13 protein-coding genes are annotated in these 17,088 nt (G+C 41.7%); 6 read left to right on the top strand and 7 right to left on the bottom strand.

All coding sequences use genetic code 11. The features are described from left to right. The first annotated feature begins 10 nt into the window (after positions 1-10). Entirely contained in the window at positions 11-1,474 is a 1,464-nt protein-coding gene (locus SAE01_RS00110; RefSeq protein ID WP_147201500.1) for a RagB/SusD family nutrient uptake outer membrane protein, read from the top strand. 272 nt (positions 1,475-1,746) lie between these two features. On the opposite strand, the gene SAE01_RS00105 is transcribed toward SAE01_RS00110, so the two are convergent. Beyond that, positions 1,747-2,256, bottom strand: a complete 510-nt coding sequence (locus SAE01_RS00105; RefSeq protein ID WP_147201499.1) for a SixA phosphatase family protein — start codon at positions 2,254-2,256, stop codon at positions 1,747-1,749. A gap of 294 nt (positions 2,257-2,550) precedes the next feature. Between SAE01_RS00105 and SAE01_RS00100 the strand changes: the two genes are divergently transcribed. Next, on the top strand, positions 2,551-5,007 hold the full coding sequence (locus tag SAE01_RS00100; protein ID WP_147201498.1) for a CehA/McbA family metallohydrolase: 2,457 nt from the start codon (positions 2,551-2,553) through the stop codon (positions 5,005-5,007). A gap of 2 nt (positions 5,008-5,009) precedes the next feature. Here SAE01_RS00100 and SAE01_RS00095 read toward each other — a convergent pair whose 3' ends face one another. After that, complete coding sequence (locus tag SAE01_RS00095; protein ID WP_147201497.1) at positions 5,010-5,711, bottom strand: hypothetical protein; 702 nt, start codon at positions 5,709-5,711, stop codon at positions 5,010-5,012. Positions 5,712-5,793: 82 nt separating this feature from the next. Then, entirely contained in the window at positions 5,794-6,066 is a 273-nt protein-coding gene (locus SAE01_RS00090) for a DUF4242 domain-containing protein (RefSeq protein WP_147201496.1), read from the bottom strand. Positions 6,067-6,429: 363 nt separating this feature from the next. On the opposite strand from SAE01_RS00090, the gene SAE01_RS00085 reads away from it, so the two are divergent. Next, positions 6,430-7,524: an endonuclease/exonuclease/phosphatase family protein gene (locus tag SAE01_RS00085; protein ID WP_147201495.1), complete on the top strand. Its 1,095-nt coding sequence runs from the start codon at positions 6,430-6,432 to the stop codon at positions 7,522-7,524. A gap of 34 nt (positions 7,525-7,558) precedes the next feature. Here SAE01_RS00085 and SAE01_RS00080 read toward each other — a convergent pair whose 3' ends face one another. From SAE01_RS00080 to SAE01_RS00070, 3 genes are all read right to left on the bottom strand, one after another. Then, positions 7,559-7,891, bottom strand: coding sequence for a hypothetical protein (locus SAE01_RS00080; RefSeq protein WP_147201494.1), 333 nt, complete (start codon positions 7,889-7,891; stop codon positions 7,559-7,561). A 115-nt stretch (positions 7,892-8,006) separates the two neighbouring features. Continuing rightward, positions 8,007-8,186, bottom strand: coding sequence for a hypothetical protein (locus SAE01_RS00075; protein ID WP_147201493.1), 180 nt, complete (start codon positions 8,184-8,186; stop codon positions 8,007-8,009). A 174-nt stretch (positions 8,187-8,360) separates the two neighbouring features. Beyond that, on the bottom strand, positions 8,361-9,296 hold the full coding sequence (locus SAE01_RS00070; protein WP_262713349.1) for an aldo/keto reductase: 936 nt from the start codon (positions 9,294-9,296) through the stop codon (positions 8,361-8,363). A gap of 348 nt (positions 9,297-9,644) precedes the next feature. On the opposite strand from SAE01_RS00070, the gene SAE01_RS00065 reads away from it, so the two are divergent. From SAE01_RS00065 to SAE01_RS00055, 3 genes are all read left to right on the top strand, one after another. Then, positions 9,645-11,045, top strand: a complete 1,401-nt coding sequence (locus tag SAE01_RS00065) for a glycoside hydrolase family 140 protein (RefSeq protein ID WP_147201491.1) — start codon at positions 9,645-9,647, stop codon at positions 11,043-11,045. A gap of 481 nt (positions 11,046-11,526) precedes the next feature. Further along, complete coding sequence (locus tag SAE01_RS00060) at positions 11,527-13,881, top strand: PAS domain-containing protein (RefSeq protein WP_147201490.1); 2,355 nt, start codon at positions 11,527-11,529, stop codon at positions 13,879-13,881. Between the two features lie 14 nt (positions 13,882-13,895). Next, positions 13,896-14,564: a GAF domain-containing protein gene (locus SAE01_RS00055; protein ID WP_147201489.1), complete on the top strand. Its 669-nt coding sequence runs from the start codon at positions 13,896-13,898 to the stop codon at positions 14,562-14,564. A gap of 69 nt (positions 14,565-14,633) precedes the next feature. Here SAE01_RS00055 and SAE01_RS00050 read toward each other — a convergent pair whose 3' ends face one another. Further along, entirely contained in the window at positions 14,634-17,069 is a 2,436-nt protein-coding gene (locus SAE01_RS00050; RefSeq protein WP_147201488.1) for a TonB-dependent receptor, read from the bottom strand. Positions 17,070-17,088 lie beyond the last annotated feature (19 nt).

The following is a 17,088-nucleotide window of genomic DNA, read 5'->3' as shown; positions in this document are numbered from 1 at the left end:
CATTTACGCAATGAAACTTTATAAATTATTACCCGGTACTGTTTGCCTGTTTCTGCTGTTCTCATCATGCACGAAGCAGCTACAGGAAAAACCGGAGAGCCTGTTGGCGACCACTAATTTTTACAAAACGAAGGCGGATGCCGTAGCAGCGGTTGATGCTATTTATAACCCTCTCCGTAACGAATATGGTGGAACAGATTGGGGAGGCCAGTTTACCGCGGCCGAAGATTATTCGTACGGTACAGGTATTTATGCTGCCATCGGCCAATACGTACTGACGTCCTCGGATATCGGAAGAACGGAGACGTCATGGAGAAATTTCTACCGTGCTATCCGTAATGCAAATCTTGTTTTAAAATATGTTCCGCCTATTCCGATGTCTGATGCAGATAAAAATGCGATTTTAGGAGAAGCTCGTTTCTTACGGGCATTAGCCTATCGTAACCTTGTTCGTAGCTGGGGGCCTGTTCCCTTAAGAACTGATCCTACAGAAAGTGTTGAACAGGTTCACATACCAAGATCACCGGTAGCCGATGTAAATGCACTAATTATAGAGGATTTAAAATTCGCCGAAACAAATCTACCTGAGAAACAAACTTTAATTGGTCGTCCAACTAAATGGTCCGCAAAAGTATTTCTCGCAGACTTTTACATGAACAACGAAATGTGGCAGCTGGCCCGTGATAAGGCAGACGAGGTAATTAAGGCAAACGTTTATTCGCTTGTTCCGGTTAAAGTAGCTTCAGATTTTGAAACCATATTCGGGCCGACAGTGCTGACTCACAGCGAGGATGTTTTCTCTTTCAAATATTCAAGAGCCAATGGCGGCTCGCAGATTGCGCAACAATATGCGATGCCTAATAGTGCTTATTCCGAAAACGGTTACTCTTCGTTTTACGGAGTACCTACTATGCCTCTTCTAAGAGACTGGGATAAAAATGACTTGAGGTACCAGTTCGACGTGTATACTTCTTACCCTAATCGCTCTGGCGTAATTACTGCAAATAGTGCTGACCGACCACTCATGTTTGGCAAATTTAAAGATGCGGGTTTCGCACCAAGTCATGGCAATGACTTCCCTATCTATCGTTATCCAGATGCATTATTTGTATATGCTGAAGCAGATAACGAAGTTTCTAGTGGCCCCACAGCTCTCGCACTTGAAAGGCTTAATATGATACACAGAAGAGCGTACGGGTATTCACCTACCGCACCTTCTCCGGTTGATTTTACCATTGCAACCGCTCCTACAAAACAAGCTTTTAAAGATCTAATAATCCGTGAAAGAGCGTATGAATTCCTTGCAGAGCACAAACGTTGGTTTGATCTTGTGCGCACTAAAACATACAAACAAGTTATTAAGGAAGCAAAAGGTATAGATGTCCCCGACAAGTTTCTATTGTTTCCTATACCACAGGCCGAAATTGACAATAACGACAAGATTGCTCCAAGTGACCAAAATCCCGGCTACTAACAGTTGAATGGAGATATCATTTTCAAAAGTGTCCCGAATTATTTTCGGGGCACTTTTTGTTTTGCATAATGCAGGTTGCATTGACAAGTAAGGTTTTGTTAGAACCCAGCTTAAAAATTACTATTGGTCTTTTCTTGCGTCGCACACTTTTACATATGTGCGCATTTCATCAAACCACTAGCTTTTGATAGTAGCAGAGCTTTGAAGGATTTTCGTTCTCTTTTTGAAGAAAAGAAATAATCTCGGCGGGTAAAAGCGACTCCATTTTCAACTTAAAATGTCAAAACTTTTACGTCCGGGCTTCCTACATTAGGAATGGTAACAATAAAGATTTTACTGTATTCAGTGTCGGGTAGTTGCTGGTATTGGTTGGTACCGGTAATGAGATTAACAAGTTGCGGAATTGTATTGCTGTGGCCGACTACCACCAATGTCTTCCCTTGCTGAGTTTTAAACAAGTCAGCCAAGGAAGTTTGTGTTGCAGGATCATACACTTGTATTTCCTTTCCTGCAGCTTTCGCCCATGGTAACAAGGTTTCTTTTGTTCTTTTAAAGTTGGTCGAATAAAATGCGTCCGGTTTATATTCCTTCAAAGTCTCCTGTAATCTCGCCGCCCTCTTGTTGCCAACCGCGGACAGCACGGGATCATTACCTCCAACCGTATCTTTCTCTGCATGCCTGACAAGTATTACCGTTGTATGCACTGGTTGTTGGCATCTAGCTGCAATAGCTACAGAAAAGAAAAGGACAAATAATGATAGTGTTATGAGTAATTTTTTCAAGTGGTTGTTTTTATAAAACTACTAATTTGAAATTGAAACGAACGCTTTCTTGCTTGAGTTTCAACAACTGGGCGGTGAAGGTTTTAATAAATTTTACTACTTTTTTTGAAATCAGTAAAAGCCGGGCTCATAGAAATTTTGTTTCGCGATTGCTACTCCCTTTTACAATATTGTAGCAATAGGTAGCTCCGACAAAGGAGATCTTACGATCAATAAATCAAGTAAAGAACACATAGATTAATTTAGAGGTAAATAATTTTTCTATTGACATTTCATGTTCAATTACCGCAACTTATGAAATTCATCATATTCTTAAAAAGGTCACGAATTGTTTGTTTTCTCGTACCTCTTCTGTTGGTTGGTTTAGGTGCACTTGCCCAGCACGAACACCAACATGAGCAGCCAACCCAAGGACTGAAATTAATTGAAAAAGTAGAGGCGCAACCATTGCTTTCGCAAGCGCTAAGAATAGGTGAAGCCCTTAATTATATTGGTAATGCTTTGCCCGCCCACGCGACCAAACGTTTGCAGGAATTGAAAGATTTGCCCTATAACACTCAAACTGTAAAAGCCATACAAGAAATCCTTGATCCATTTTGCCTGGCAGAGGTAGAAATAAATCCGGAAGCAAGAGTAAAGGTGGGCGCTGGTCCTGCAAAGCCAGAGTTGATACAGGAAGGTTGGAAGAGTTATCTCGTCAAAGTGAATAACCAGGCGCACGTTGTTACAAGGCTGGCTGCTGGAAGTCCAAATGCAAGCCCCTTGTTTTATACCTCCACATTCTCTCATAGAATGTTGCCGAAAAATAAATTGACGCAAGGTCAACTGGACAACAGTTTCCTTCAGATCGCCATTTATCGCGACCGTCCGCTGCAGCAGAATTTATCGGGACTAGAGCTTGAATATGTTGTGTTGCAACTGTACACTCGCAGCAAAGGAAAACGTGAAGCACAAATTGGTTTCAATGTCGGGCAGGGAACGCAAGACATTGCTTTTAGAAATACTGTAAATATTCTCTTTGATATTAAACCTGCCGTCAAAATGATTTTTGATGTGAAGGATGAAGATAATACGCCAACTATCGCTTCGTTCATCATAACTGATAACATTGAACGCTTCGGCCGTACAAAGGAAAGGACAGAAACTCCCTGGCGTCTTCCGTGGCGGGATTGGGAACCCGTTAGAATGAATAAGCCTTTAGATACAATCGCACGAATAAATAAGCTGAGCGGAATTTATCCGTTGCCTGCCCGAAGATTAGCGATGACCGATCAATATCCTGACTTCAATTTTCAACCCCAGGTATATCGTTCTTCCGGAGAGTATGTTTACTTATCTCCCGGCACTTACGACGTGGTCTATACAAGAGGGCCTGAGTACTTACAGCAATATCAAAAGATCACTATTCCTGCAAATAAAGATTCAATTACGGTAAACTTCAGACTTAAACGATGGGTAAACATGTCAAAGCTCGGTTGGTATAGTGCAGACCATCACATTCACGCAGCTGGCTGTTCGCATTATGAAAGTCCCGAAGAGGGAGTGAAGCCGCTGGATATGTTCCGGCAGATAAAAGGTGAAGATTTAAACCTAGGAAGTAATCTTACATGGGGACCTAGCTGGTATTATCAAAAGCAATATTTTACTGGAAAGGACAATCCATTATCAGACAAGAATAATGTTTTGAGGTATGATATAGAAGTGTCTGGTTTTCCATCTTCACATGCCGGGCATATTTGCCTGTTGAATTTGAAGGAAGATGATTATCCAAACACAAAAGTTATTGAAGACTGGCCAACCTGGACGCTGCCTGTATTGCAATGGGCAAAAAAGCAAGGTGGAATAACTGCCTATGCACATTCTGGCTGGGGGCTTGAACCTATTACGCCAACCTCTGCCATTCCAAACTACGTAATGCCCAAACTGGATGGTATAGGGGCAAATGAATATGTTGTTACGGTGACACATGGCGCAGTAGATTATTATTCTCTTGGCGACACGCCCGTACCATGGGAGTTGAACATGTGGTACCACACACTGAATTGTGGCTTTAGAACGAGAATCGGTGGCGAAACCGATTTCCCTTGTATTTCCGACGAAAGAGTTGGCTTGACGCGTAGTTATGCCAAACTAAAAGACGGAGTCACCTTTGCAAGTTTTATGGATTGTCTCAAACGAGGTGCTAATTATGTCTCTAATGGGTTCGCTCACCTAATCGATTACAAGGTCAATAACTTGGAAGCAGGAGAAAAAAATAGTGAACTATCTGTAACGGCGAACTCCACTCTAAACATTACCGTGAAAGCTGCTGCCATGTTGAACGCGGTTCAGGACGAAACAGGAAAGTATATTGCTTCGCGTACTCCTGAGCAAATTCCTTACTGGAATATTGAACGTGCAAGAATTGGAACATCAAGAAACGTTTACGTTGAACTAATCGTTAACGGCGAGTCAGTCGAAAAGCAACAAATTGCAGCAGATGGAAAATGGCAGGATATGAAATTCAACTATAAAATGGCCAAATCTTCATGGGTTGCCATTCGCATTAACTCGAGTGCACATACCAATCCCATTTTTGTTATTGTTGATGGTAAGCCGATCGTTGATCAAAAAAGCGCCGCCTGGTGCCGGGATGCAGTTGACCAGTGCTGGAAAACAAAAAGCCCCGCCATTAAAAAGGAGGAGCTTGAGGCAGCTAAGGCAGCTTACGATTTCGCAAGAAAAACTTACGAAGCGATGATTATAAAATGATTTTAGGAACCTTCGGTTAAGTAGATAAATAATGCCGTAAGCTGCTTTTCATTTTTGAAGTCAACCTCGTGTTCTTTTAGGTACGAATCGAGCAAGTCTCTTTTCTTAAAAAAGATCTTTTCAAGGTTCTTTTTATTAATTGGTAAAAAAAGATTGTAGGGATCGCCTATAAAGAATTCTGTTTTTAAGACAAGTGAAATGTTTTCTCTTACAACCAAGTCATGGCGGCTATTAGCCCTGTCAGAAAAAGAAGTATAAGAGTCAATAGAACTCGCCGGGGAAGCAAGATCGTAACCCCCTATTTTTTCCCTTGACACAACATAATATTGCTGCTTTCTTCCAAGAGAGCCGAAAGCATTCTCCTTGATAATTTGCAGGTAACCTTTATTGTAAACGTAAGAATCGCTGTCAATACTTACCCGTTTAATATTTAACATCTGCTCGGTATTAAGAGCTAATGTATCACCACTTGGCGACGCAAACATTATCTCGCCGTTAAACAAATTATAGTTGAGTTGAGCATTATAGGCAACATTGTCTTTAAGTAGTATTCGCCCTGGTTTAAATTGCTTATACAAGAACAGCACGTCGGGAGTAAGCACTTCAGACACTCTTTTTCCCGCTCCTATTACAACACGGCTTGCATGCTGTGCGGAAAGGGTTTGGTAAATAAATGCAGCTATGACAAGAGTGATAATCTTCATAAAATTGCGGGACTGAAATAACGATATTTCGAAGCTTTCCAATGTTTTGTTGCGACGTCGCAGAGACGTTCTTTTTGAAAAACTACTCCGCAGTAGCAGGGCTTATAATGCTCGCGACTTTGCTAATTGAGTTTGCCGGAAAGCCTCCTTGTCTTGCATGTTCGCGTATAAGCTCTTCACTTGGAGCATCGTAGACGCAGTAAATCTTGTCACCGGTTACATAACTGTGGTTCCACTTTATGTCACTTCCAAATTTATTCAGCACGTTGCAGGAGGATTGGGAAATCGCTTTTAATTGCTCAGCGCTTGAATCTCCGATACCATTAATTTCTCTTTCAATTACGTAAGTAGGCATAATAAGAGGTTTTTAATTTTTTAAAACGATTTTTCATTTACTCGAAAATGGACATACAAAATACAAAAAGCGTGTTTGTTCTGCAAGGAGTTTTTTTGGGAATGAGACTAGTGCAGTTCGCTTTCCCAATAATTTTTACCCCGGTTTTCCAGTTTTTCCTCCTTAAGAAATTGTCATGATAAATGTTCAAAGCTTTAGTCAAAATGTAGGCAGAATGGCATGGCGCTTATTGTACAACTTTTTGTTTCCTATAACTACCCCTCTCTTTTAATTCTCGCATTGGTCACGGTGTTTTAATAATTTCGCCGTTAATTTTTATATCAATAAAACAAATAAGAGGTTTTTATACGTTCTTATTCCACAATGATTATTAGAAAGGTCTTAAGTAAATTGGTAGTGTTTTCAATAGTAGCAACATCGCTTGCACTCATAGGCGCTGCCGCTGCTCCTTATATAGATCCTGCAACTTTTGACACCGTTGCTTTTCTCGGCTTGATGTATCCTTTCCTGCTGTTGCTGCACCTTGCATTATTTATCGTTTATATAGCCTTTCACAGAAATAAGAAATCACTACTTTTTTTAATTCCAGCACTCGTAACAATCCACATCTTTTTGAATTCCTTCGGAACCAACTTCGTCCAGTCCAAATCTGATACAAGTAGTAACCACCTTAAGTTTATGACTTATAACGTGCACATGTTTAAGGATGCGAATGATTTAGGGACAGATGTGCAACCTGCCATGTTACAACTAATACAGTCCGAACAACCCGACATACTTTGCATGCAGGACTTTCAGAATAACTCAGGAGTTGGGCTAAATACAATTGATTCCATTAAAACCATTTTAAATGCGTCTTACTATTATGATGGCCCAAAAAATCCTGCACTTTTTCCTACGCAGTCAATTGCAACGATTTCCAAATATCCTATTGTAAATAGTGGCTTTATTCTTTTTTCAGAGTTCTCAGGTGGCAACCAGGCAATATTTACTGATATAAATAAAAATGGCAAAATCATAAGGGTCTATAATACGCATTTCCAATCTTTAGGTTTTCAACCGGAAGAGTATGAAGAATGGAGAAGCGCAGATGTACTTGGAAAATTTGAATTCTTGTTTAAAGTAAAGGACAAGTTTTCCCGGGCATTTATTAATAGAAGTGAACAGGTGAAAATGATTAGAAAGCATGCCGACACTTGTAGATACCCGGTTATTATTGCAGGCGATTTTAATGATACGCCTTCTTCATACGCCGTTAACTACACGATGGAAGGCATGAGAAACGCTTTTCGTGAAAAAGGCACAGGTTATGCTGTAACTTTTAACGGAGGTCTTCCTGATTTTCAAATTGACTATGTGATGGTAAAACCAGTCTTTCGGGTGTTAGACTATAAAATTCTTCGCAAGAGGTTGTCAGATCATTACCCTGTAGTGGTGAGGTTAGGTTATGAACAATAAAAGGTTTGTAGCGAAGGCTCTGAGGCCGCACGATTTATGCAAAGGGTGCAATTGGGTTGATAGGAGGTGAAGATGAGCTTCGCCCGCTACTATTTGGTGGCCATGTATCTTCGAAACTGTTTCTTACGTATCGATTAATATAAGTACTAAGTTTTTCCCCTTTTATAGCAGCTTCAATCATATTTATTACGTGAACACGTCCCGGCTTTTTAAAGCTATATAGGTAGTAAGCTGGTCGATCACGAAATACCAGAACGATGCCGTCGTCGAGGATTGCGTACCTTGATACACCTGTATATCTATCTTCTTTCCCATATTCCCTGAAGTTTAGTTCTCGGTAATGAAGCCTCGCGTCTTTGCTTTTCATAACAATCTTTCTGTAGAGTCGGACAAAGAAGATGCCAGCGAATTTTGGAGCCAGAGAACCGAACCCACGTGCTCAACTTTTGAGTTTAGTTTTACGATTTTACCAATTATACATTTCATTTCTTAACGCCCGAACTGGTAATTTTCTTCAAGCCTTTTTTATGAGGCCGCCTCGAAATACGTTCCATTGAAAATACTTCTACTGAGCCTGAACAAAGTACCCTAATGACAACAGTTCTTGCATAAGTGACATCAGTCGGTTGGGTGCCGAGCGAAGCGACGGCATTCCGAAACATGCGCAGCAGTTTCGGAAACAAGCGGGTGGAGTCACGTTGCAAGAACGAAGCCCAGCGGCTTGAGGTTATGACTTGAATTTACGAGGATTTGAAAATTATAAATGCAGGTTTCCTAAGGTTTTATAAAAATCCAGCGGCTTTAGTTGATGCAAGACTAAAAGCCCTTGCAAACTTTTACGAGTGCCCCAACACCGGATGTGGCTTATACAAATCTTCCAAACTTTTAATTTCTTCATCACTCAACTTCACTGAAAGTGCACCAACAGCATCTTCCAAATGGCCGGGCTTACTTGCACCAATAATGGGCGCTGTTATTACTGATTTCGAAAGCACCCATGCCAAAGCTATCTGTGCGTTTGGCACTCCTTTTTGCTGCGCCATTTCATTTACAAGATTAGAAATCTGGAAGTCGTCTTCTCTTGTATAAATTGATTTTCCAAAGCCATCTGTTCGGGCACGTTCTGTCTCACCACCACCCATTGTGCGTTTACCTGTCAGCAATCCTCGCGCAAGTGGCGACCATGGAATTACTGCAATCTTCTGGTCTTTACACAACGGCAACATCTCACGTTCCTCCTCCCTGTACACCAGGTTATACTGTGGCTGCATACTTACAAACCGCGTCCATCCATGCAGATCAGATGTATAAAGTGCTTGTGCAAACTGCCACGCAAACATGCTGGATGCACCAATGTACCTGGCCTTACCCATCTTAACGACATCATGCAAAGCCTCCAGTGTTTCCTCAATCGGCACTTCATAATCCCACCGGTGTATCTGGTAGAGGTCAACGTAGTCAGTACCAAGGCGACGAAGACTGGCATCAATCGAGTCCATTATATGCTTTCGCGATAGACCTTTATCGTTTGGTCCTGGCCCCATTGGCCCGTGAACCTTTGTTGCAATAACTACCTCTTCGCGTTTAGCAAAGTCTTTAAGTGCACGACCTAAAATTTCTTCGCTTAACCCCAACGAATACACATCAGCGGTATCAAAAAAATTAATTCCCAGCTCTAAGGCTTTTTGAATAAAAGGCCTGCTTGGCTCTTCTTTTAATGCCCATGGCCAGCGCTCGGTCGGCGTTCCATAAGTCATACAACCAAGGCAGATGCGCGATACTTTAAGGCCCGTATTTCCAAATGGTGGTTAGTTAACGTGATCGAACTTTAGATCTTTTACGCACTAATTCTATGCCTTGCCTAAAACGCTGGCTATACCTAGCATCCAGGATTTATTTATTCCTGTAAAATATTTTTGTCCCCGGCATTTATTCGTTGTGAGTCATCGTTGCGTCGCACACTTGTACTTTTTCTAATTCTCTTCGAAAAACATCCAAACCTCGTCACGATGTTTCCAACCCAACTTCTTATCCTCGGCATAAGATCAAATTGCAAAAGTCTTTTCGAATTATTTATTTCAAAAAGATAAGTTCTTAACTTTCTGCCTCAACTAATTGCTATGCGTCTATTTGCCTGCCTTCTTGTTCTCACTGTTTTAACTAAAGATGTTCCCGCCCAGTCCTTGTTTGGTCACGGGCGTTTACAGGTTACCAAAAATGGCCGCTACCTCCAATTTGCAGATGGGACACCTTTTTTCTGGCTCGGTGATACAGGATGGGAACTGTTTCACCGGCTGACTTTGCCCGAAATAAAACAATACCTCGAAAACCGCGCCGCCAAGGGTTTCTCAGTTATCCAGGCAGTAGCACTGGCAGAGTTTGATGGATTGCGTAAACCGAATCAATACGGGGAAGTACCTCTGAAAAACTTAGATCCCACGCAACCAAACGAAAAGTATTTTAAAGTAGTTGATAGTGCCATACACATGGCAAGACAACGAAATTTATTTATAGGACTATTACCAACATGGGGCGACAAAGTAACCAAAATGTGGGGCGAGGGCCCGGTTGTATTTGATAGCATCAACGCCTATACTTATGGCAAGTGGTTAGGTACCCGCTACAAAAAAGAACCTAACATTATTTGGATACTGGGTGGCGACCGTCCGGCAGTCAATAGCGAAAACGACTGGCGGCCGGTATGGCGCGCGATGGCAAGGGGCATTAAAGAAGCTACCAACAAGCAGTGCTTCATCACCTACCACCCTGCCGGAGGTGAGAACTCTACGTCGCAATGGATCCACAAGGAAGATTGGTTGGACATGAACATGTTTCAATCGGGGCACGGTGGCGGCCATGATGTTGCTGCCTGGGATTTGACGAAGCGCGACTGGACGTATGCTCCTGCTAAACCAACACTAGACGGCGAGCCCAATTACGAAGACCACCCTGTTAATCCGTGGCCCAAGTGGAACCCTGACAATGGTTACTATCGCGACTATGACGTACGCAAACAAACTTATCGATCAGTCTTTGCTGGTGCTTGTGGTGTAACTTATGGTCATCATGCAATGTGGCAATTTATGAGTGCCCGTGAAGCAACCATCAACTATCCCGACCGTGGTTGGATCAGTGCGCTCGATCGTCCTGGTGCTTACCAGGTGGGATTTCTAAGACGGTTGATCGAGTCGAGGCCAATGCTTGCCCGCATTCCCGATAATTCAATTGTCGTGAAAGGCCAGGGAGACAAAGGCGAACACATTGAAGCCTTTCGGGCCGAAGACAACAGTCATGCAATGATCTATTTACCCATTGGTAAAACCATTACAATAAAAACTACGGCCTTGCCAAAACGAATGACCGCATGGTGGTTTAATCCAAAAGACGCCACGAGTCAACAGGCAACAACAGGCGAGATAAAAGAGCTGATGGAGTTCACTTCGCCAACATTGGGTAAAGAAAACGACTGGGTGCTTGTAATTGATGACGCAACAAAAAACTACAAAGCTCCAGGTAAGTAGTTTGTCGAACGTTCACCTATCCCCTGCTTTCACCTTCTTCAAAGTTTCCATCCGGGCTATTTGTCAATTTGGCTTTTCCTACGGAGATTTTTAATAAACGTGGTTTTAGGGTTAAAAACAATCAAACCGCCGGGCGAAGTTTTTTTAAAAAAACTGAGGCTGCTTCTCAAATGAAGAGCATGCCCGTTAAAAAATTTTCACTCAAAACGGCAAGGACGGGTTTACCTCTTTTCTTTGCCGTTTTGAGTTTTACGAAATAACTAAAACAGAAACAAAATCTTTTAAACTACCAACTTACGCGTTGGTTGCTTGTTAGGTAATTGTACAAGAGTGCGACGCAACAATGATAAATGGTGCCACCAGAGCTCGGTTCAATCACATCTAACCTCTTTTATTTTCCATTATGTTTAACTCCAACAACATTATCGCACCCCAGATAGATTAAACCGGTAATTTTAATTTTTAAAACACCCCCTGTTGAATGATTGAAGAATTGAAAAGCGAAGACGTCATTGGTGCACACAATTTCACCAAACTATTTACCCAGGCACCCGCGCCTATTGCTATTTATAAGGGAAGAGAACTGAGATATGCCTTTGCCAACGATGCTTACTTACAAATTTTCAACTACCGCGATATTATAGGAAAAACAGTTAGGGAAGCGTTTCCTGAACTGGAAGGCCAGCCTTTTTTTGGGATACTTGAAGATGTTTTTGATACGGGAGCTCCCTTTTATGGTAACGAAACACCTGCTTTGATAGACTTACACGGTAACGGTAATTTAGTTACCCGGTACTATAATCTGATCTATACACCCTATCGCAACGATGACGAAATTATAGAAGGAGTGATGGCCTTTGGTCATGATGTGACGGACCAGGTAGAGGCAAGAAAAAAAGAAAAAGAAAGTGATTTAAGGTTTAGAAATATTGTTGAGCAATCAAACGAACCAATTTTAATTCTGAAAGGAAGAGATATGGTTTTGGATGTTGCTAATACCGCCCTCTTCGAGCTTTGGAACGTGGGCAAAGATGCACTACACAAACCTTTTCTGGAAATATTGCCCGAGATGAAAGGCCAGGGATTTTATGACCTGTTGCTGGATGTGTACTTAACGGGAAATACCCACTACGGTGTGGAAGTTCCTGCTACTTTCAAAAGGCGCAGTGGGCTGACTGAAACGGTTTATTTCAATTTCATTTATCAGCCTTATCGGGAGGTAGATGGCAATATCAGCGGCGTTTTAGTGCTTGCAAGTACTGTGACCGAACAGGTGTTGGCAAAGCAAAAATTGAAGCAAAGCGACATCAATTTTCAGAACATGATTTTGCAGGCGCCGGTAGCAATGTGTGTTCTTAAAGGACCTGACCACTTGGTAGAAATCGCCAATGATAGAATGTACGAGTTGTGGGGCAAGTCGCAAAGCGAGATGGCAGGAAAACCCATTTTTGAGGGTCTGCCTGAAGTGAAAGACCAGGGATTTGAGAAGTTACTGAGTGATGTTTTTGCTTTTGGCAATCGCTTCACTGCCAATGAACGACTGGTCAAACTTCCAAGAAATGGTAGAATTGAGGACACTTATATCAATTTTGTATACGAGCCCTTCCGGGAAGGAGACGGCAGCATATCAGGAATAATAGCGGTGGCAACAGAAGTAACGGAACAGGTAATGGCAAGACGCAAAATTGAGTATGCCGAAGAAAATGCCCGGCTTGCGATTGAGCTGGCAGCGCTTGGTACTTACGAAATAAATTTACTCAATGATGAAATTGCAGCGTCGCCCAGGGTCTGTAGCATCTGGGGGTTCGAAGTGAATTCGCGTAAGCGCTCTGAATTTACTTCTCTTTTTCATCCTGGGGATGCCGAAATAAGGTTGCGGGCTAACGAAGAAGCAATGGTATCCGGCGAACTGGACTATGAAGCGCGCATAAATCGCCACGACGGATCGCAACGTTGGGTAAGGGTCAAAGGAAAAATTCTGTACGATAGAGGAACACCTTCACGTTTGCTTGGAGTTATCCAGGATATAACCGAGCAGAAAATTTTTGCTGAAGAACTGTCAAAACAAGTGGAAGAAAGAACGGTAGAACTGAAGGAAGCCAATGAAAGACTTGAGAGATCAAACGAAGAACTTGAACAGTTTGCGTATGTTACTTCACACGATTTGCAGGAGCCGCTTAGGAAAATCCAAATCTTCAGCAATATTCTCCTTGAGCACCGTGATCGAAAGGAAGATTTGAAAAAGTATCTTGATAAGGTGAACGCTGCTGCAAAACGAATGTCTGACCTAATACGGGACCTTCTCGAATACTCAAGGCTTTCCAAAAAAACGTTGCAGTTTGAACCCGTTGACCTAAACGTGATTCTCACCAATGTTAAGATGGATTTTGAGTTGCTCATTAGTCAAAAGAATGCGGTTATCAACGCTGATCCGCTGCCAACGATAGCGGCAATTCCTCTTCAAATAAATCAATTACTTTTTAATCTACTTGGCAATGCGTTGAAATTTACGCGACGAAATGTACCACCCGTAATAACTATTACTTCAAGCAGACTGTCAAAAGAACAGATAATAGGGTTTCCGCAACTGAACGCGTCCAAAGATTATTGTTCTATAAAAATTACAGATAATGGCATTGGTTTCAACCAGGAATATGCGGACAAGATTTTTACTATTTTTCAAACCTTGAACGAAAGAAGTTCTTACGGAGGTTATGGAATTGGTTTAGCGCTTTGTCGCAAAATCGTTACCACACATGGCGGTTTTATTTATGCTGAAGTGAACAAAGAAGGTGGCGCCTCATTTACTTTTATAGTACCTTACAACCAGGAGTAATATCCGGCATCAAAATGATAGATCTAAAAAGCGCAGAGGCAGAAAGGGAAAGAATCGATGTTCTGAAAAGGTACAATATTTTAGATACCCCAGCTGACGGCACTTTTGACAAAATCACACAATTAGCTTCAACTATTTTTAAAGTTCCGATAGCCATTATCAGTCTTGTCGATACCGACAGGATTTGGTTTAAATCTCATTACGGCCTACCAATTAACCAGATACATCGCTCTCCAGGTTTGTGTTCATCTGCTATACTTTCACCAGACCCTTACATTGTCGAAAATGCAATTGAAGATCCCAGAACACTGGCAAACCCGTTGGTGGCTGGTGAGTTCGGCCTACGTTTTTATGCGGCAGCAGCACTACAAACAGAGGATCATTACAATTTGGGTACGTTGTGCATTATTGACAAATCGCCGAGAACGTTTACCCAAGCTGAATTTGAAATTTTGCAACAACTGGCAAGTATTGTTATGAATGATATGGAGATCAGGCTTTCGGTACGCAAAACTGTTGCTAAGATTAAGCACCTTGCCCAGGATATTTCAACAAATTTAAAACGCACTACCCAGGACATGTCGTCTTTACCTGCCGCCAAAAGAAATGGAGAACTACTCTCATACTTAGATAACTCCAGAATCGTTTTTTCCAACATTGAAAACGAATTGCAGCATCTATAGGGTCGGTATCAAGTGTTCTAATCCCCGCGGAAGGCCCGCCGTAAATTATCGCAGCGAGACCTTTTCTAATTATTCCTCTGTAGCTTTTTTTGCCTGTTTTAATTGCTTGATACGGTAATTCAAAGTAAGATTTACTTGTCTTCTTCTTGACTGCGAATTTCCTTCTGTGAAGAAGTTCGGGCCGGTAGTGATGTATCGATTACGGCGTGAATTAAAAACATCCAGCACATTAAACGTGAGGGTTCCGTTTCCTTTAAAAACATCTTTGCTCATTGACAGGTCGAGGTAATAAAGAGCCATTCTCCTACCCTGCGCAGTTTGTTGTGGCGCTTCATAGTTTCCCCGTAGTTGCACGTCAAAGTTCTTTGGAAACATAAAACGTGAAGTCTGTCTTGCAAACCAGCTATAAGTCGTTGCCTTGTAGCTACTGATAATGTTGCTTCCATCTATGTCAGCATGAAAGAAATTGAAATTAAAATCCAGTTTCCACCATTTATAAGGCGAATAGCCGCTGGTAAATTCAGTTCCAAATGCCTTTTCCGACAGAAGATTTTCAGGTCTTGTGCTGGAGTTTCCCGCGGCGTTTACCCTCCTGATACGATCAATCTTTCCTTTCGTACTGCGGTAATAAACGGATGACGAAAAGGAGCCTTTATCAAAATATTTTATGTGGCCAATCTCAAAAACGTTGCTGAATTCAGGATTTAAATCAGGGTTACCACTAAAAAAATTGCGGCTGTCAGAGAAAGTCATATACGGACTTAAGTCGTCATACACCGGGCGTCTTACCCTGCGACTGTAACTTAGCTGGATAGCATTTTGCTTGGCAAGGTCAACGGTAACGTGTGCACTTGGAAAGAAGTTCATATAACTTCTTGGGTTAACCTGGTGTGTTTCGGCAAGGGTTGTTTTTACATCGGTCCACTCAGCCCTTAGACCCGCCTGGTACGAAACTTTTTTAGTCTTATTTGCTAAAATGCCAAAAGTCGCATTTATGTTTTCCCGGTAGAAAAAATCATTGTCAAGACCTGCAATTGGAACAAATTCACCTGAAGCATTTCTCTCTGTAACCAGGTAGTCATTTTCCATATTTCTCAAGCTACTTCTTAATCCAAGTTCAAATTTGCCCTCTTTACTCAGCGGCTTGGTATAATCCAATTGGAACAAATACTGCTTTTCATATTCGTCATTTGGAGATTTTTGAAGGATTGCTTTCGAAACATTTTCTGTGCCGTTCGGCTGGAAAAAGTTTTGCGTAAATACCTGTCTCGAGCTTTCCCAATTATCCAAAAATTTAACCTCCCCAACTAATTCATGGCCTTTTTGTCCAAACGATTTTTTGTAGACCAGAGAATATTCAGAGTTTGGTTCAACCTCATCTTCGTTTTGTGTTCGTGTAGAGATATTTGTCAATTTCGATAAACTGTTCAAATAATCTTCATACCTGATGTTGGTCTTCCTGTTGGCATCACTTCTTCTAAACAGATATGAGCCGGTAAGAATACTGTTCTCGCTGAAATAATAGTCAATACCTCCACGAATGTTATTGCTAAAGCCGGTAAGCATGCCGTTATTGGTTTGCTTTAAAATAGAGGTGGTATCCTTTCCATAGACTTCCTGGTACAACGAGCCTTCACCCGGCTGCCTTCTGTAGGAAATACCATAGTTAATAAAGAAGTTTACTTTTTTATGCCGGTAGTTAAGGTTTGCAGCTCCGCCTAAATTTGTCGGATAGCCGGAAGTCAGTTCAAAAGAACCATTGAAACCCTGCCGTTTATCTTTCTTCAATACAATGTTGATGATGCCCGCCATGCCCTCTGCCTCGTAGCGTGCAGAAGGATTTGTAATTATTTCAACGCGGTCAATCATGCTTGCCTGCAATTGTTGAAGCCCGCTGCCTCCTTTGAAACTTACCAGGCCGGATGGTTTTCCATCTATTAAAATCCGCACGTTATCACTTCCGCGCAGCTTTACATTTCCTTCGGGATCTACGGACACAGAGGGAATATTGGTAAGAATATCTGAGGCTGAGCCGCCGGCATTTGCAAGATCTTTTCCTACGTTAAATATTTTCTTATCCAATGAAAGTATCATCGAGCTTTTCTCTGCTTGCACAACTACTTCCTGCAGCCTGGTTGCCGAGGACGATAATTTGACGGGGCCTAAATCATGAGTAGCATGTTCTTTTGAAAGTGTAAACTCGGCAGACTTATAAGGTTTATAGCCCATAAAATCTATTTGAACATAATACCGGCCATACCCAAGTTCCACTGAAAAATTACCCGCTTCATTAGCTACGCTTTCATGTTCCAGTTTTTTATCGTTGCTTTTAAAAATTCTTATGCCGGAAAAGCTTAAAGGAGCAACAGACAAAGAATCAAAGGTTTTACCTTTTACAATTGCTCTTCCTTCGCGTTGTGCAATTAGCTGAAGGGAAATGAAAATAGCAGCGGTTAAAATAAGAGATGACTTCAATGAGTGTGGTAGCGGGTAGAATTTTTTCATACGGTAATTAAGCCCTAAA

Source organism: Segetibacter aerophilus (assembly GCF_007991655.1).
Classification (GTDB): Bacteria; Bacteroidota; Bacteroidia; order Chitinophagales; family Chitinophagaceae; genus Segetibacter; species Segetibacter aerophilus.
Note: the sequence above shows the minus strand (reverse complement) of the source record. Positions and strands in the feature narration are given on the sequence as shown.